This is a genomic window from Kitasatospora sp. NPDC005751 (assembly GCF_040630835.1).
Lineage (GTDB): Bacteria > Actinomycetota > Actinomycetes > Streptomycetales > Streptomycetaceae > Kitasatospora.
In genome coordinates this window covers 41326-58372 of sequence record NZ_JBEXYC010000040.1, presented here as the reverse complement: position 1 = coordinate 58372, position 17047 = coordinate 41326, and the positions used below count along the sequence as shown (strand labels likewise).

At 73.2% G+C, this 17047-nt stretch carries 15 protein-coding genes and 1 pseudogene; 7 read left to right on the top strand and 9 right to left on the bottom strand.

The annotated features are described in order from the left end of the window. Window positions 1-667 precede the first annotated feature (667 nt). Together ABZ497_RS27120 and ABZ497_RS27115 are read right to left on the bottom strand one after the other, a co-directional pair. Window positions 668-1228, bottom strand: a pseudogene (locus tag ABZ497_RS27120) (HD domain-containing protein); the annotation flags it as partial. A gap of 224 nt (window positions 1229-1452) precedes the next feature. Continuing rightward, complete coding sequence (locus tag ABZ497_RS27115) at window positions 1453-2388, bottom strand: oxidoreductase (RefSeq protein ID WP_359808942.1); 936 nt, start codon at window positions 2386-2388, stop codon at window positions 1453-1455. A 176-nt stretch (window positions 2389-2564) separates the two neighbouring features. Between ABZ497_RS27115 and ABZ497_RS27110 the strand changes: the two genes are divergently transcribed. After that, window positions 2565-3179 carry a TetR family transcriptional regulator gene (locus ABZ497_RS27110; protein WP_359808940.1) on the top strand — a complete coding sequence of 205 codons (615 nt, stop codon included), beginning with the start codon at window positions 2565-2567 and terminating at the stop codon, window positions 3177-3179. A gap of 497 nt (window positions 3180-3676) precedes the next feature. On the opposite strand, the gene ABZ497_RS27105 is transcribed toward ABZ497_RS27110, so the two are convergent. After that, window positions 3677-4906 carry a serine hydrolase domain-containing protein gene (locus ABZ497_RS27105; RefSeq protein ID WP_359808938.1) on the bottom strand — a complete coding sequence of 410 codons (1230 nt, stop codon included), beginning with the start codon at window positions 4904-4906 and terminating at the stop codon, window positions 3677-3679. Between the two features lie 556 nt (window positions 4907-5462). On the opposite strand from ABZ497_RS27105, the gene ABZ497_RS27100 reads away from it, so the two are divergent. Then, complete coding sequence (locus tag ABZ497_RS27100; protein WP_359808937.1) at window positions 5463-5891, top strand: peptidase inhibitor family I36 protein; 429 nt, start codon at window positions 5463-5465, stop codon at window positions 5889-5891. A gap of 115 nt (window positions 5892-6006) precedes the next feature. Here ABZ497_RS27100 and ABZ497_RS27095 read toward each other — a convergent pair whose 3' ends face one another. The 3 genes from ABZ497_RS27095 to ABZ497_RS27085 form a co-directional block, all read right to left on the bottom strand. Further along, window positions 6007-6651 carry a TetR/AcrR family transcriptional regulator gene (locus ABZ497_RS27095; RefSeq protein ID WP_359808935.1) on the bottom strand — a complete coding sequence of 215 codons (645 nt, stop codon included), beginning with the start codon at window positions 6649-6651 and terminating at the stop codon, window positions 6007-6009. Window positions 6652-6707: 56 nt separating this feature from the next. Beyond that, on the bottom strand, window positions 6708-7670 hold the full coding sequence (locus tag ABZ497_RS27090; protein WP_359808934.1) for a quinone oxidoreductase: 963 nt from the start codon (window positions 7668-7670) through the stop codon (window positions 6708-6710). Window positions 7671-7820: 150 nt separating this feature from the next. Beyond that, complete coding sequence (locus ABZ497_RS27085) at window positions 7821-8321, bottom strand: hypothetical protein (RefSeq protein WP_359808933.1); 501 nt, start codon at window positions 8319-8321, stop codon at window positions 7821-7823. Window positions 8322-8588: 267 nt separating this feature from the next. Between ABZ497_RS27085 and ABZ497_RS27080 the strand changes: the two genes are divergently transcribed. Next, entirely contained in the window at window positions 8589-9758 is a 1170-nt protein-coding gene (locus ABZ497_RS27080) for a serine hydrolase domain-containing protein (protein WP_359808932.1), read from the top strand. A 384-nt stretch (window positions 9759-10142) separates the two neighbouring features. Next, a complete protein-coding gene (locus ABZ497_RS27075; protein ID WP_359808944.1) occupies window positions 10143-10946 on the top strand; it encodes a methyltransferase domain-containing protein in 804 nt (267 codons plus the stop codon). A 78-nt stretch (window positions 10947-11024) separates the two neighbouring features. Here the strand turns inward: ABZ497_RS27075 and ABZ497_RS27070 are convergent, their stop codons facing one another. Next, complete coding sequence (locus ABZ497_RS27070; RefSeq protein WP_359808931.1) at window positions 11025-12032, bottom strand: phospholipase; 1008 nt, start codon at window positions 12030-12032, stop codon at window positions 11025-11027. Between ABZ497_RS27070 and ABZ497_RS27065 the strand changes: the two genes are divergently transcribed. Then, window positions 11938-12477, top strand: coding sequence for a DUF4352 domain-containing protein (locus ABZ497_RS27065; RefSeq protein WP_359808930.1), 540 nt, complete (start codon window positions 11938-11940; stop codon window positions 12475-12477). The genes ABZ497_RS27070 and ABZ497_RS27065 overlap by 95 nt on opposite strands. A 468-nt stretch (window positions 12478-12945) precedes the next feature. Next, window positions 12946-13587 (top strand): DUF5134 domain-containing protein, encoded by a 642-nt coding sequence (locus ABZ497_RS27060; protein ID WP_359808928.1) that lies wholly within the window; start codon window positions 12946-12948, stop codon window positions 13585-13587. Window positions 13588-13610: 23 nt separating this feature from the next. Here ABZ497_RS27060 and ABZ497_RS27055 read toward each other — a convergent pair whose 3' ends face one another. After that, entirely contained in the window at window positions 13611-14033 is a 423-nt protein-coding gene (locus tag ABZ497_RS27055; RefSeq protein WP_359808926.1) for a hypothetical protein, read from the bottom strand. A 205-nt stretch (window positions 14034-14238) separates the two neighbouring features. On the opposite strand from ABZ497_RS27055, the gene ABZ497_RS27050 reads away from it, so the two are divergent. Then, the gene (locus tag ABZ497_RS27050) at window positions 14239-15723 is read left to right on the top strand and encodes a tyrosinase family protein (protein ID WP_359808925.1); all 1485 of its coding nucleotides are present in this window, start codon (window positions 14239-14241) and stop codon (window positions 15721-15723) included. Between the two features lie 261 nt (window positions 15724-15984). On the opposite strand, the gene ABZ497_RS27045 is transcribed toward ABZ497_RS27050, so the two are convergent. Next, window positions 15985-16707 carry an aspartate/glutamate racemase family protein gene (locus ABZ497_RS27045; RefSeq protein ID WP_359808923.1) on the bottom strand — a complete coding sequence of 241 codons (723 nt, stop codon included), beginning with the start codon at window positions 16705-16707 and terminating at the stop codon, window positions 15985-15987. Between the last annotated feature and the right edge of the window lie 340 nt (window positions 16708-17047).

Here is a 17047-nt window from a genome sequence, read left to right as displayed (position 1 = left end):
GGCCGCCGACGGTGAGTTCGGTGCCGTCGGCGAGCAGCAGGTCGAGGGATTCCACGTTGTCGGAGGTGCGCCCCCAGATGACGGCACGGCCAGCGCGAGCGCCAGCCCCGACCGCCCTGCGGTGGAAGCCATGGTCACCGGGATCTCCCATCGAGTGCGGGGCGGGTCCAGTCCTTCCTCGAATATGGGGGCGGAGGGGCCGCTGCCGGACGTTCTAGCGGCCGGTTCGGCGGCGGGGGCGCGGCGTTCACCCGTTCGACGCACCCGGGGCCGAAGTCGAGCTGCCCCGGCGCGGGCGTCACGGTAGGCGGCCTCGCCCCCTTCCGCGCGGTCAGGCGTCGGTGCCGGGTTCGGCCCGGTCGAGGGCGGACGCGAGGATGTCGTGCAGCTCCTGAGCGGTCGTCAGGTCCCGGTGCTCGGGGCGGTTGTCGCCGGTGTCGAGGTCCACGTCGTCGAGTTCGGTCTCGCCGCTGCTCCAGACGGTGATCATGATGGCCCGGCGGCCGGCTTCGAGGGTCAGCCAGGCGCTGTCCTTGAGCCGGCCGTCGTCCGGGGAGTGCCCCAGTTCGGTGGCGATCCCGCGTGCGCGGACAGCCGGCTCGTTCGCGGCGAACCAGTCGGCGAGCGCGTGGGTGAGGTCCGGCAGCCGTGGGCTGCCCCCCGCCGTGGGGTGGGCGAGCTGGAAGGCGAGCCGTTCGTCGGCCCGGTCGCCGATGCGGGTGAGCACGGTGTCCAGGTCGATGAACTCCTCCCAGGCCGACCTCCCGCTCGCCGCGGCGAGCCTGGCGACGACGAGGTCTTCGAGCCCGGGGACGCGCTTGTTCTTCCAGCTCGTGTCGGCCAGGCTGACCAGGAGGTCCTCCGTCCCGGCCGCCTCGGTGGCCCAGGCGGCGTGCGTCGCGGCGAAGCGTGCCCGGTCGACATCGACGCCCCGGGCGAGGAGGAGGTCCCGGCCGGCCTCCTCGTGCCGTGCGCCCGGAGCGGACAGCTCGGCGGGGTGCAGCGTCTTGCCGATGTCGTGCGTGGCGGCGCCGAACAGGACGGCATCCGGGTCGATCCCCAGATCGAGGCCGCGGGTGGCGAGCCATTCGAGGAGTTGCCCCGCGACGTCGTGGACCACGCGGAGATGGGCGACCAGACGTGGCGGAGCGTCGACATCGTGCAGCAGTTCGGCTGCTTCGATCGGCAGCGGCCGCAGCCGGGGCCGGTCGGTGTCCTGGAGGGCGATCGACAGTACTCGGGAGGTCGTCACCGCGACAGGGTAGCCGGTGGTATCGGACGATTCAGGGGTTTGCCGTAACGCTCCTCCCGGCCCCCCGGCCCCCCGGCCTCCCGGCCCCCCGGCCCCCGGCCCCCCGGTCTCCCGGCCTCCAGTCCTCGGTCGAGGTGTCCGGAGGTCCACCATGGAGTCCCTTCGTCGTCCTGCTGCCCTGTCACGGTGCTGACGACCCTTCAACCGGCGTCCGGGAGCCCGTACCGGACCTCGGTCAGCCGCTCGGACAGCTCCCAGAGCCGGCGCCCGGTCTCGGCGTCGGCCGCGGCGGGTGCGAGTGCGACCCGAACCGGGGCGCCGCGCAGTTCGCCGGGGCCGCTCGGGCCGATGAATTCGCCGCTCGCCAGTCCCGGCCGGGTCGCCGCGTAGAGCTGGGGGAGTGCGCCGCGGTCGGGGTGCTGGCCGAGCGGCCGGGCCAGCCGGCCGAAGAGGAAGCGGTACAGGGCGGTCGGTGTGCCGGTGACGATGTCGGTGGCGCTGAAGCCGGGGTGGGCGAGCAGGCTGCGCACCGGGCTCCCGGCGGCGGTCAGCCGCAGGTACAGTTGCCGGCCGAAGACCGCGTTGGCGAGCTTGGACTGGTTGTAGAAGGCCATCGGCGCGTAGTGCCGCTCACCGGCGAGGTCGTCGAAGCGGATCCGCCCGCGCCGGTGGTTGAGGGAGGTGACGGTGACCACCCGGGGGTCGCGGCCCTCGGCGAGCAGGTCGAGGAGCAGCCCGGTGAGGGCGAAGTGGCCGAGGTGATGGGCGGCGAACTGCAGCTCGTGGCCCTGGGCGCTCAAGGTGCGTGGCGGCGCCATGACGCCGGCGTTGTTGACGAGGACGTCCAGCCGGCCGTGGTCGGCGCGCAGGCCGGCGGCGAAGGCGCGGACCGAGGCGAGGTCGGCGAGGTCGAGCCGGCGCACCTCCAGTCGTGCCCCTGGCTGGTCGGCGCGCAGCTCCGCGACCACCCGCCGGCCCTTCTCCTCGTCGCGCACCGCCAGCACGACGTGGCCACCGCGGTGGGACAGCGCGCGGGCGGTGGCCAGGCCGAGGCCGCTGGTGGCGCCGGTGACGACGAAGAGCCTCCCGGTCTGGTCCGGGATCTGCTCGGCGGTCCACTTCTGATGTTCAGTCATGCGGCACATGCTGACGTTGCTGTCACTCGGTGTCAAGATGCGCCCGAGTGCCGCCCAGGGCATCGCGCTACCATGACCCGGTGACCTCCCGCCCCGCTCCGGACCGCCCCGCTCCGGACCGTTCTGCCCCGGACCGTCCCGAACCGACCCGGCCCGCCGGCCGCCCCGGTCTGACCATGGCCGAGCGCAAACGCCGGCTCGTCGCCGCCGAGTTGGCCGAGGCGGCGCTGCTCCTGCTGGCGGAGAAGGGCTTCGAGGCCGTCACGATCGACGAAATCGCGGTCACCGCCGGGGTGTCCAAGCGGACGTTCTTCCGGTACTTCGCCTCGAAGGAGGACGTGGTCGTCCAGGTGCTGGCCGATCTCGGCCCCGGGATGTGCGCCGAACTCGCCGCCCGTCCCGCCGCGGAACCGCCCTCCGTGGCGCTCCGTCACGCGGTCTGGACCACGCTCGCCGCCTGCGCCGACGGCCCGGACCACGCCGGCCACGGTGACCGCGCCCTGCGCGTGGTGCAGCTGATCGTGCGGACGCCCGCGCTGCTCGGCCGCTTCCTGGAACGGCAGGCGCAGTGGCGCGACGAGCTGGCGGCCGAGCTGGCCGCCCGCCTCGGGCTCGATCCCGCCACCGCGATGTACCCGCCCCTCGCGGCGGGGATGGCACTGTCCGCCTTCGACACGGTGCTCCGCCGATGGAGCGACAGCGACGGCACCGAGGACCCGGCCGCGCTGATCGACCACGCCTTCGCCGTCCTGGCCCCGGCCCTCGACGCGGTCGGGGCTTCGCGGGCGTGACGACGTCCGGACCGCGACACGGTCGCGGTGCCCGGGCGTGCCCACGGGCTTGCGTCCGGCCCGCAGCTGCGGCGGGGATCGCGGGCGTGATCAAGGGTGTCATGTTCGACTTCTCCGGGACGCTCACCCTCGACGGCGCACAGGGCCTGCGCGACCGCCCGCGGTACCCGGCCCCGCAGGTGCCGCTCACGGCCCCGACCGCGCCGGCCCGCCCGGCAGGGCCGCCGCCACGGCGAACGACGGCCAGGCCCAGGAGATGCGGCAGAAGGTGGATGCCGCTGGGAGCGCCGTCGCGCAGGCCGACTCCGATGCGAGGCAGGACAACTGACGTACCCGCACACTGCCGCGGGCGTTCCACCTGGTAGGGCGAAGGGCCTGCGCCTCACTCCGGAGGGGCAGGCCCTTCGCCCTACCCGCGGTCGCCCGTCGAACCCCGGACCGCGGACGGTCGCCCACCCGGGCCGGCGCGCGCCGGTCGACCGCTGCCCGACACGTTCTCAGCCGAAGTCGGGGATGGGGTGGTCGGGGGCGAGTGCGGCGGCGATGCGCTGGGCGATGGTGTGGGCGCTGTGGCCGCCGGGGGCGGTGGGGCCGTCGGTGGTGGAGACGGCGATGGCCAGGTGCTCGCACGGGAGGTAGTTCTGCGAGGCCGAGTAGCCGAAGAACAGCGGGTGCTGGGAGATCCATTCGTTCAGCACGAGCACGCCCATCCCGTAGTGGGTGGCCGGGGTCTGCGCGATGCAGACCGTGGCGGGGCACTTATCGGTCGGCGTGCCCAGGCCCACCGTCCCCGGGTTGAGGAACTCCCGGTAGGAGGACGGGGAGAGCAGTTCGCCCGAGCCGAGGCCGACGGCCGAGCGGGCCAGGTCGCAGATGTCGGTGGTCTCCACCGCGCCGGGTGCGGTGGTCCACGAGGGGTTCCAGAAGGTGGACTCCTCGTAGGTGCCGCGATCGGAGGTGAAGGCGTGCAGGACGGGTGTCGGGATGTCGGGCGTGAAGCTGTTGCTGGTCTCGTGCAGTCCGAGCGGGCCGGTGACCAGCTGCTGGAGCAGGACGTCCAGCCGGGTGCCCGTGATCTTCTCCAGCGCGGCGCCGAGCAGGACGAAGTTGGCGTGCGAGTAGCTCCAGTTGGTCCCCGGCTCGTACCAGAGGTCCCGGCCGGTGGAGATGCCCACCAGTTCCTCGGGGGTCCACTGGCGGAACGGGTCCGCGTAGACCGTCTCGCCGAAGCCGGGGCTGGTGACGTAGTCGACGAGGCCGGTGGTGGAGGCGCCGAGCATCCGCAGGGTCATCCGGTCGCCGTAGTCGTGCGGGAGGTCGGGCAGCCAGCGGCCGATCGGGTCGTCGAGGCGGACCTTGCCGTCGTCGACCAGCCGCAGGAGTGCGGTTCCCAGGTAGCTGATCGCGATGTTGCCGTTGCGGAAGTGCATCGCGGGCTCGGCGGGGACTCCGGTCATCGACTCGCCGAGGGCGGAGGTGAGGAGTTCGCGGCCGTCGACGGTGACCCGCAGGATCACGGACTTGAGGTCCATCTCCGTTCTGGCCTGCTCGGCGATCCGCAGCACGTCGAGCGCGGCGCCCTCGGTGGGGGCGGCGGAGCTGACGCACGGTCGGTGGTGGCCGGCGGTTCCGGCCGCACCACTGGCGGTCGTGACCGGGGCGCTGAGGGCGACGAGCGCGGTGGCTGCGGCGAGGCACAGCAGGGAGGTCCGGCGGGAGGGTCTCATCCCCGCAGTATCGGCACGGGAGCCCCGGTGCCCCGCCCTATCGGCCCCCGACCCGCGCGGGCGTCACCCGTCGGGCCCGTCGCCGGCGTCCTCCCCGCGTACGTGCGGCGCCGCCCGCCGGTACCGCTGCCTTGTCCGCGGCCAATCCGGGTTGTCCGCCGCCCAGCTGCCGGTTGCCGCCTTCCTGTAGATGGACAATCACATCGGGTCGCAGGGTGGGGCCACCACCGGTTCTCCGGACGGGGTGGTGGGTCCCGTGGCGCAGCCGTTCCTGCCGAGGAGCACGGCCGGCACACGTCGCGGCATCCGCCGGCTCCGGCGCTCGGTCGCGAACGGCGCCGCACCCGGGAACTGCTCCGGTCCACGCAGCGCGGGACGGCCGACACCGGCAGCACGAGGTCCCCGGGGGGTGAGCCCGTTCGGAAGGGGGCGCCGGTGGTCCCAGTACCGCCAGGCGTCCGAGCACCGCCGGGTGTCCCCAGCACCGCCGGTCGTCCGAGTACCGCGCACGGAGAGCACGGCAAACCGCACGATCCACGAGGAAGAGGAAGCACACATGGTGAAGCACTTCGCCCTGGCCACGGCCGGTGCCGTCCTGATGATCGCCTCCGCGGCCGGCACCGCCGCGGCCCAGGCCCCCGTCGGCGAGACCGGCGCCGCTCCCGCCGTGATCCAGCCGATCGCCGTCGGCGCCGACTCCCTGGCGACGGTGTGGGACAACTGTCTGCACGGCCAGGCGTGCCTGTTCTCGGACACCAACGGCGGCGGCCAGCTCTGGGTGGTGCCCAGCGCCGGGTCCTTCAAGCTCGCCAACTTCGGGATGAACGACAGGACGAGCGCCTTCTGGAACAGGAGCGGCGGCACCCTGAGCCTGTTCGACGGCTCCGGCTACACCGGGTACCTGATCGGCTCCGGGCCCTACGGCGCACCGGTGAACGTCCCGTGGGGGGTCAACGACAAGGCGAGCTCCGTCACGCTCTACTAGAGGTCGCCGCGTACCGGCCGTCCGGGCCGCCCGGGTCCTCGGCGTCCTGACCGCGGCACGGTGGCCGGTCCCCGCGCGATGCGATCGCGGGGGGACCGGCCACCGCCGGGCGGGTTCACTCGGCCACGGCCGGGCGGGCCGCGCGGCCGGTGCCGTTCTCGACGGCCGCGCCGGTCCGGCCGCGCAGGCGCGCGATGCCCACGTCCAGAGCGGCCTCCAGGTGGGTGGTCGCGCCCGTGGTGAGGAGGATCAGCACGCCGCCCTGGATGCCGGCCAGCAGGGCGGCGGCCTCGCGGTCGGGGTCCAGGTCGGGGTCGGTCTCGCCGGCGTCCCGCAGGTGGCGGATGCCCGCGGCCAGCTGTTGCTGCCACCGGTCGAGCAGGCCGCCGGCCACGGTCCGCGTGGCGTCGGTGGCCGGGCCCAGCTGCGCGAGGGCGGTGTGCAGCGGACAGTCGGTGCCCTGGGCGCGGTAGCGGGCGACGACCTTGTCGCGCCACCGCTGCCAGGCGGCCCACGAGGTGAGGGAGCCGAGCTCCGGCTGCTGGTCGTCGATCACCCGGGCCGCCTCGTGCCGGGCCACGGCGAGGAGCAACTCGTCCTTGCCGTCGGGGAAGTAGTGGAACAGCTGGCTCTTGCTGGTCGCCGTGTGGGCCATGACGTCCTCCAGCCGCAGCGCGAACACGCCCTGGACGCGGATCTGCTCGGCGGCGCCCTCGACGATGCGCTGCCTGGTCGCGGCGCCCTTGCGGGTGAGCGGCATGTGTCCTCCCGGTACGAGCTGTCGGCTCCCATCGAAGCGGATCCGGCCCGGCGGTGTCACGGCAGGAGCAGCAGCTTGCCGGTGGTGCGGCGGGATTCGAGGTCGGCGTGGGCGCGGGCCGCGTCGGCGAGCGGGTACCGGCCGCCGACCCGCGGGGTGAGGCGGCCGGCCAGGACCAGGTCGAAGACCTCACCGGTGCGCCGGACGAGCGCCTCGCGGGTGGCGACGTGGTGGTGCACCACGGGATAGGTCAGCAGGATGCTGTTGGGCAGGTCGGTGGGCCGCAGGGTCGGGACGCCCATGAAGGGGCCGTAGTAGGCGTGCACGCCGTGCGGGCGCAGGGCCAGTTGGGAGGAGCGGAAGGTGTCGGCGCCACCGCCGTCGTAGACGACGTCGGCGCCGCGTCCGCCGGTCAGCTCCTTGATCCGGCCCTCGAAGCCGCCGCCGGAGTGGACCAGGACGTGGTCGGCGCCGGCCTCCTTCGCGGCGGCGGACTTCTCCTCGCGGGAGACCAGGCCGATCACGTCGCCGCCACGGGCCTTGACCATCTGGGTGAGCAACTGGCCGACGCCGCCCGCCGCGGCGTGCACCACGGCGGTGTCGCCCGGGCCGATCGGGTAGGTCTCGGTGCTGAGGTGGCCGGCGGTCAGGCCCTGCATCATCAGGGCGGCCGCCGTCTCGTCGTCGACGTCGTCGGGTACCTTGACCAGTGAGTCCGCCGGGACGGCGAGCAACTCGGCGTAGCTGCCCGGGTGGTAGAACCAGGCCACCCGGTCGCCGACGGCGAGGCCCCGGACCCCGTCGCCGAGCGCGGTGACGCACCCGGTGCCCTCGACGCCGAGGACCGTCGGGGCCGCCCAGCCGGGACCGCCCTGGGTGCGGGCACCGATGTCCATGTAGTTGACCCCGGCGACCCCCAGGCGTACCAGTGCCTCGCCGGGACCGGGGGTGGGGTCGGGCAGCTCGGTCCAGTGCATGACCTCGGGGCCGCCGTGCTTCTCGATCCGGATCGCGTGCATGGTGCCGCCTCTCTGCAGGGCTTCTTCGTGAGGGAACGGGCAGCACGTTAGGCGGCTCAAAATGGACCGGCACGTCCAAAATCCTGGCTCGGAAGGCCGGTTGGCGACTCCGGAGGGCCGTGGGGCCCTCGGGCCGGACCGGGTTCGGGTTCAGGCCAGGGTGACGGTGAGGGCGGAGTCGTCGCGGCTGAGGTGGTCGATCCGGAGCTCGCCGGAGGCGCCGGTGTAGTCGCCCGTCCCGCCGGTGATCGCGAAGGTGTGGGACCACGGCTGGTAGCCCAGCGCCACCTCGGTCACCGCCGGAAGCGGCCGCTCGAAGGCACCGGCGGCGGTGAGCATCCCGTCGGTGAGGCGCAGCGCCACGGTGGCCAGGACGAGGGACCCGGTCGGCCCGACGGTGATCGGCAGGCTGTGCGCGCTCTCGGTGCCGACCGGATTGTCGTCGGTGTCGCGGAGTTCGTAGTGGACGAAGTACGGTGCGCCGGCGGTGAGGACGCCCGGGATGTCGGCCGCCGCTCGCCTGCCCTTCAGGTTCAGGGTCGAGGCCCGCCGGCTCGCCCTGGCGGTCCCGGTCGCGCCGAGGGTCGCACCCATGCCGACTGCTGCCGCGGATGCCACGCGCAGGGCGTGCCTGCGGTCGATGTTCGTCATCACGTTCCCGATGCCTGGTGGGGTGGTGGGCGGACGCACGAGCGGTGCGCCCGTGTCCCGGTGGACACGGCGGCTGCTTTCCCCGTTCCGCGCGGTGCCTACCCCGACCTGCTCCGGATCCCCTCGAACGGGCTATGGAGCGAACCGGAGGGTGCGGGGTGGGGACAACCCCCGTACCAACACGGGCGTCAGCGGGATGGGCAGCCGGTGCGGCGGCCCGGCACGATGAGTCACGACGAACACGGGCAACGAGGACAGGAGCAACCAATGAAGGTACGTACGGGGGCCGCGGCAGTGTGGGTGGGGATGTGCGTGGTGGCGGCAGCGGGCATCCTCCCGGGGGCCGCGGCCGCGGCGGACCGCCCGGCGGCCCCGCCGGCCGGCCTCAAGGCGGCCCTGGAACAGACGGTCGCGGACGGGTTCCCGGGTGTCGTGGCGTACACCCGGAACGGCGAGCGGGAGTCCCGCGCGGCGGCCGGGCTCGCCGACACCGCGAGCGGCGAGCGGGCCCGGCCCGACCAGCGTTTCCGGATCGCCAGCAACACCAAGTCGTTCGTGTCGACGGTGCTGCTGCAACTGGAGGGCGAGGGGCGGCTCTCCCTCGACGACAGTGTGGAGCGGTGGCTGCCGGGCACGGTCCGGGGGAACGGCAACGACGGCGCGGCCGTGACCGTCCGCCAACTGCTCAACCACACCTCGGGCATCTACGACCCCACGACCGAGCCGGCGTTCTTCGCCCCCTACCTGGAACACCACGACCGGGACTACGTCTACACCCCGCGGGAGGTGGTCGCGCTGGCCGTCCGGCACGCGCCGCTCTTCGCCCCCGGCACCGACTGGGCGTACTCCAACACCAACTACCTGCTCGCCGGGCTGGTCATCGAGGCGGTCACCCATCGCAGCGCGCCCGCCGAGATCCAGCGGCGGATCATCGCGCCGCTCGGCCTCAAGGACACCTCCTTCCCGGTGACCGACCCCGACATCCACGGTCCCCATCTGCACGGCTACGACCTCGCGGGGCACGATGTCACCCGGTTCAGCCCGTCGTACGACTGGACCGCCGGCGCCATGATCTCCACCGTCGACGACCTGTCCCGGTTCCACCGGGCCCTGTTCGCCGGCAGGTTGCTGCGCCCCGCCCAGCAGCGCGAACTCCTGACCACGGTCGACTTCCCCGACAAACCGGCCTACGGACTCGGCGTGCAGCGCCGGGACGTGGAGTGCGGCACCGAGCCGGACACCAGGCAGGTCGGTACCTGGGCGACGGACGGCGGCGGCCCCGGCTACACGAGCGTGTCCCTCACCACCGTCGACGGTGAACGGCAGCTCGTCCTGGCCGTCAACCTCTACGACCTCGGTGCCGACCTCAAGGGCGCGCCGCCCGTCCCGCGGAGTACGGGACTGATGGAGGCACAGACGGCCGCCCTGTGCGGCTGATGCCCCGACAGCTGGGAGCCGACCTCCCGTCACCCCCGGGGCCGGGCGGTCGGTTACGAGCTGCGCCCCGACGCCCGCCCCCGGCTCGACACCGCCCACATGACCTGCGGCTACCTCGGCGGCAGCGTCGGCTCCTGGCTCGGCGTCCGGGTCTACGGCCTCGCCGGCGGGCCGGCCGTCTGCGCTCTGGTGGCGCTCCTCGCCGCCCTCGCGCCGGCCCGCCACCTGGCGGCGCCGCTCCGCCGGCGCGGGTCGGACCGGGCCCCCGGAGCGGCCGCACCCATCGTGGCGTACTCCACCGACGAACGCACCGCCCCCTGGCCGGCGGCCGGCGAGCGGAGCCGGTGCGGGCGCGGGTACCGGCGCAGGTGCCACAATCGCCCCATGAGTGAGCACGGCACCGACCACGGTTACCTGCTGGACAACAAGCAGGCCGAGGCGGGCGTTCGCTTCGGCGCCCTCGCCGAGCTGTTCGACCAGGTGACGTTCCGGCACGTCGACCGGATCGGCATCGGCCCCGGCATGCGGTGCTGGGAGGTCGGCGCCGGCGGACCCTCCGTCCCCCTCGGTCTGGCCGAACGCGTCGGCCCGACCGGTGCGGTGGTCGCCACCGACCTCGACGTCGGCTGGACCAGGGACATCGCCGGCGGCGCGATCGAGGTGCTGGTCCACGACGTGGCGGCCGATCCACCGCCGCCCGGCGGCTTCGACCTGGTGCACGCCCGGCTGGTCCTGGTGCACGTCGCCGACCGCGCCGAGGCCCTGCGCAGGATGGTCAGCGCGCTGCGCCCCGGTGGCCGACTGCTCCTGGAGGACGCCGACCCCGCGTTGCAGCCGCTGCTCTGCCCGGACGAGTCCGGTCCCGAACAGCGGCTCGCCAACCGCTTGCGCACGGGGTTTCGCACCCTGATGGCGGCGCGCGGCGCGGACCTCGCCTACGGGCGGACCCTGCCCAGGGTGCTGCGCGAAGCCGGCCTGGAGGACGTGCGGGCCGACGCGTACTTCCCGATCACCTCACCGGCGTGCGCCGTACTGGAGGACGCGACGGTGCGGCAGATCCGCCACCGTCTGGTCGAGCACGGGCTCGCCACCGACGAGGAGATCGACCGGCACCTGGCGAACGTCGCCACCGGGCGGCTCGACCTCGCCACCGCTCCGATGATCTCCGCATGGGGACGCCGCCCGTAGTCCCGCCCGACGGCTGTCGGACCGGTCCACGGGCGGCGCCGGTCGCGGGACCGGCGGCTCCCGGCCGCGACGGTCCCGCTACCGGAAGAGGCGGTCGCCGGCGTTGGCCATCCGGTGGGTGCCGCTGTGGCGGTTCACCCAGTCGCGGATCAGGTTGACGGCGTTGGCGCACTGCCAGCTGTTGTCGTACTCGCGCACCCCGGTGAAGGCGCCGTAGCCGGCGATGATGCCGTCCACGCGGGCATCGCCGAGGAGCTTGTCGACGTACCACGGGTCGTTGTACGTGGTCGTCCAGGACAGCGTGGCCGCGAGCCGCCCGGCGGCCCGGTCACCGGCGCCCTTCTTCAGCTCCGCGCAGGTGTTGTAGGTGGGTTCCGTGCAGTTGCCGAACCCCTTGGTGATGTCGGAGTCGCCGTAGTCCATCGCCCGGTGCCCGGCCGGGAATCCGTTGCCGGACCGGTTGAAGGCACCCTGGACCTGGTCGCGGGTCCCGGTCGAGGTGATGCCCTCCAGCGGGCCGAGCCTGCCCGCCAGGCTCTGCCAGCCCCGGCCGCCGACGTCCGGGGTGCTGCCGCCGTGGTACTCGAAGAAGCCGTAGAGCACCTGGATCCCGGCGGCCGTCAGCCGCTGCGCCTTGTCACGCAGCCCGGCGACGCTGCACGTACGGTTCGGCTGCTCCCCGCAGTAGTTCGGGTCCTTGATGTCCAGCCAGACCAGGGCGAGCCGGCGTCCCGCGTTGGCGTTGGAGAGGATACGGTCGATCATGCTGTCGAAGCTGGGGCCCAGTCGGTTCTCACCGGCGGAGGAACAGTCGTGGTAGGCACGCCATTCGTTCGGATTCCACCACGCGCAGACGTCGATCTCGATCGCGTTGGCGCCGTGGTTGAGCGCGGCGTCCACGCCGTCCAGGGTGTCGACCCGGTGCGCGATGGCGTAGACGGCCTGGCGCTGGTCGGCGGCCGAGGCCGCGGGGGCGGCCGGAGCGGCGGTCGTGGCGGGGGCCGCGAGGGCGGGCGTGGCCAGCGCGAGCAGCGCGGCCAGGGCCGCGGCCGTGGCGCGGAGGGAGCGGCGGACGGACAGCTTCATCGGTAGGTCCTTTCTGTGCGGGATCCGGCCCAATTGTCCCGTGCACGACAATGAAGGGGGAGTGTATTCTCGGCCAACTTCGTGCACGGACTTGCTGTGCGGGCATCGACTGGCTCCGAGGGGGCGGCGGGTCCTCGATCCCCCCAAGGACGCCAGGATCGTCCAGGTGAGGATCACCGTCGTCAACACCGGGTCCACGGACCTCTCGCTCTACGGATCGGGGACGCCCATCGTGAAGGACGCCAAGGGCGACCTCGTCTTCTCGCTGACGGACGGCAGCGGACGGCTGAAGCTCCTCAGCGGTTCTCTCGCGCCCGGCCAGGAGGCGGTGGGCCTGTCCGCCTACGCCCTGCCGAAGGGCGCGGCCGACCCCTTCACCGTCGAGTTCGACTACGGCACCGGCCTACTGCGCAAGGGCGTCGTCTTCTCGGGCCCACCCAGTTGACCCGAGGCACCCCGTGACGGGGGCCGCTCTGGTCACGGGCCCCTCCGGCGATCCCTCGCGGGCGCCGGTCGAGCGGGAAGAGCGCGATGCGGTGCCGCTCCGGGTCCACGTCGATGATCTTCACGGTGAGGAGGACGCCTGGCCTGGACGACGTCCTCGGTCGGCTGCTGCCGCCACCGACCCTCCAGCCGCCAGGTGGCGACGGCCCGGTGGAGTGGCCGTCCGTGGTGTCGCCGCTGGACCGCGGGTGTGCCCGCACCCCGGGCCGGGAACCGGTGGCCGGGCAACGCTCCGTAGTCAATGACGCTCCGTCAGTTCTGCCGCGCCGCAGCCCCGGTCACTCCCTGTTCCCACGGTCGAGGGGACCGGCGGTGACCGCCGGCCGGGCGGTCCGGTTTCCCCGTGCGCCCCGCCGCACCGCGGCCTACCGTGGAGATGAGGGGTACGGCCATGGAACGGGGGTCTCCCGTGCAAGAGCCCGTGATCGCCACCGCCCTGCTGATCGCTCTGACCGGCTGGTGTGCGGTCCACTGCGCCCTCGCCGCCGCGGGGCGCGGCTGTCCGGACCGCCGGCTGGAGCCGATCGAGTTCGTGACGGCCCTCGCCATGGTCGCCATGGTGGCACCGGCGGCGGACCCGTTGCCGCGAGTCCTGTGGGCCGCCCTGCTCGCCGCGGCCGCGGCCTGGCCGGCGCTCCTGCTGGCGGGGCGGATGGGCCGTCACCACCGCTCGGCCCCGATCGGCGCCCTGCGTCACTATCCGCACCACATCCTCAGCGCGGCGGTGATGGCCGCCCTGGTGCTGCTGATGGCACCGGCGCAGCACCACGCGGGCACCGGCCACACCGGTGGTGGCCACGGGGGCGGCCATGCCGCGGTGCCGGAGTGGGCCCTGCTGGCGCTGGTCGCCTACTTCCTGGTCCACGCGGCCCGCAGCGCGGGCACGCTCCTGCCGCGCCCGGCCGCCGGGAGCCGCCCGCGGGCGGAGCGACCGGCAAGGCGGCCGGCCCGTGTCCACGGACCGGCCGCCCTGACCTCACCCGACCTGGTCGCCGCGCGGCGCACGGTGATGTCGATCGGCATGGCCTACATGCTGCTCGGCATGAGTTGACGGCGGGCCGTCCGGTGACCGGGTCACGCACCGTCGCGGCGCACCGCCAGGAAGCTCGCGGTCTGCCCGGCGGGGCCACCCGAGTGCGGCTCCGCCCGCAGCACCGCCCCGGCCAGGACCATCCGCTGGTCGATCCCGGTCTCCCAGTGGCGCAGGACGACGCCGTCGTACTCGTAGTGGAGGTCCGCGACGGGCGGTCGGCCCCGGCCGCTCAACGTGAACGGGAGGCGGGGCGAGTCCTCCGCCCGGCCGACCATATCCATGATCAAAGCCGGTTCCTCCCCCGGATCCGAGAGGATCAGTTCACCGTGGAGGGCGCCGTCCGCGTCGGCCGTGAGCCGCAGCGTCGCCTGGGCGAACCGCAGGACATTGAAGTCGTCGACGGGATCGGGCCGTTCGAGGAAGCTCCGGTAGGTGTACGTGCCGGTCAGATCGCTGACGTTCATGGCGTCCCTCCTGGACGGGTGAGGCGGATCGAGCACCTCGTTCCAGGGTCCTGCGGGCGCCCCGTGCCGCCCACCGCTGCTCGTCCGGACAGCGGGCCCGGTTCACCTCCTCGAAGGCTTGTGGACGAAGCACCACGGGGCGGCCGCCGCCGCCCCGGGAATCCGGGCCGCCCGGCCAGGGCGCCCGGCCCACCTTAGGAGTGACATGTCGAACGGAACGTTCATACGAAGAGACGCCAGCAAGATGGCCGAGTGGGATCCGGTGCTGTACTGGTACGCCCGCGCCGTCGGAAGGATGCAGCAGCGACCCGCCACCGACCCGACGAGCTGGGTCTTCCAGGGGTGCATCCACGGCATCCCGCCCACCGTCACGCAGACGCACGAAGCCTTCAGCCAGTGTCCGCACGGAGGCTGGTTCTTCCTGCCGTGGCACCGGGGCTACCTCTGGTACTTCGAACGGATCATCCGGGCGGCCATCAAGGAGATCGCCGCCGAGGAGCACATCACGCCCGACCCGTCCACCACCTGGGCCCTGCCGTACTGGGACTACGCGCTGGACGCACCCTCCGCCGCCCCGCCCCCGACCTTCACCTCGCGCGCGCTCCCGGCGGCCTTCCGCAGCCCGAAGATGCCGGACCGCCCGGGCGGCACCACCCTGACCGTCGACAACCCGCTCTGCCTCCGGGACGACCTGGAACCGACGACCGAGGCGGAGTTCTGGGCCGCCCCGCATCGCGCCAAGGACAAGAACACCGCCCGTCAGGTCCTCCCCTACGTGGACCTCAACCCCTTCAGGGCGATGAGCGAGACGATCTTCGCCGCCACGAAGAGCCGGACGCCGGTCCAGCCGACCTTCGGCAGCGAGGTCAGCTACACCGTCATGCCCCACTTCCAGCCCGGCTTCGGCGAGCTGGAGAACGTCCCGCACAACCAGGTCCACGGTGGCGTCGGCGGCTGGATGGGCCGGGTGGAGGGCTCCGCCCGTGATCCGATCTTCTGGCTGCACCACGCCAACCTCGACCGGCTCTGGTCGGGCTGGCTGGACAAGGGCAACCAGAACCCGGACCACACGTCCTGGCTGGACCACGCGTTCATCTTCTTCGACGGGAACGGACAGGAGGAACGGCCCACCAGCAAGGTGGTCATGGACGACGCGCGCGACTACGCGTACGAGTCGCTGACCGACGGGTCGGGCACCCGGCCGGTGATCCTGCCGCCGGTCCAGGCCCCACGGGCGGGCGAGCGGGTCCTGGCGGCCTCCGTCGCCAACCCCCGGCAGCCGCTCGACGTCCGGTCGGCGACCACGGTGTCCCTGGAACCGAGCGGCGTCGAGGGGGCCATGCGCTCGCTCGCCGCCCGCGACGAGCCGCAGACCAACCTCATCCTCACCGTGCACGACGTGTACACCGAGATCCCGCCCGGGACGCCGTTCCACGTCTTCCTCAACGGCCCCGGCGGCGACCTCGACCCGGAGGGCCCCTACTTCGTCGGCTGGATCTCCTTCTTCGGCATGGCCGGCGCCGGCGGGCACGACGCCAGCTACGACGTCACCGAGCAGGTCCAACGCCTCAAGGACCAGGGGCTGATGCCGGACGGTCCGCTCACCGTCTCGATCGTGCCGTCCATCCCGCAGCCGGCGACGAACATCCCGCAGCCCAGCTTCGAGAGCGTCAGCCTCACCAGCATCTGATCGCCCCCGTCCCGGGAGCCTCGGCGAGTCCGCCTCGGCGCGTGGATCGTGCTGACGCGGAAAGCCGCGCGAGTGGCGCGAGCACGTCCCCCGCCTTCGCCCGGCACTTGTCGGCCGCCGCCCGGGCCCGGGCCACGTCGGCGGCGAACGTCTCCTCCGCGTAGGGGTGTTGGAAGGTCCCGCCTCTCGTAGGTCGTTCGTTCGCTCGACTCTGCGCGGGGGAATCCCGCCCGCGATCCCCGCACTCCGTCTCGGCGGTGGTCAGCGGGATGCGGTGGGTCCCTCGTGCCGGGTGCCGGACAGCGCTGCGTGCACGGCAGCCGCCGCGTGGAGTCGCGCGGTGGGGAAGACCGGGACGGGGCTGTCCTCGGAACCGATGAGGAGCTCGATCTCGGTACAGCCGAGAATGATCCCCTCCGCACCGTCGGCGACCAGGTCCGTGATGACCTTCCGGTAGGCGGCGCGTGACTCCTCCCGCACGACGCCCAGGCAGAGCTCCTGGTAGATGACGTGGTGGACGATCGCGCGCCCGTCGGCGTCCGGGACGCGCACATCGAGTCCGCCGGCTTCGAGCCGGCCCCGGTAGAAGTCCTGCTCCATGGTGAACGCGGTGCCCAGGAGACCGACCCGGCGCAGGCCCGCCGCCCGCACGGCCGTCGCGGTGGCGTCGGCCAGGTGCAGCAGCGGGATGGAGACCGCCGCCTCGACCCGGTCCGCGACCTTGTGCATGGTGTTGGTGCAGATCAGCACCATGTCCGCGCCGGCCGCCTCAAGCGCCCGGGCGGCCGCGGCCAGGATCTCGCCGGCCTCCGTCCAACGGCCCTGCACCTGCAACCGCTCGATCTCCGCGAAGTCCACCGAGTAGATCACGCACCGCGCCGAGTGGAGTCCGCCGAGGCGCTCCCGCGTGAACTCGTTCAACAACCGGTAGTACTCCGCCGTCGACTCCCAGCTCATCCCACCGATCAGGCCGATCGTCCGCATCGCCACACCCTCACATCGACTCGGAGCGACATCGCGGCCGCCGCGCGATGCCTAGTCATAAGGAATACAGCATGGCAGACGCAGATGTATAAGCTTCCCTTGGCTGTCGTGAAGCCCCCGACGCAAAGGAGGCGGAGGGTATCGTGACGCCTGCCGCTGGAGGGCAGAGTTGGGCCGAGCCGGTCTGCCGGCTCTCCGGGGGCGGGACCGGCGGGCCTCGGGCAGGTAACCCGCCACCGGACCAAGCGTCAGCATCCCGGCGGCGGCGCCGTCGGGTTCCGCTCCGCAGCCGCCACCACGGCAACGGCCCGGGGCGCGAGAACCTCGCACCCCGGGCCGT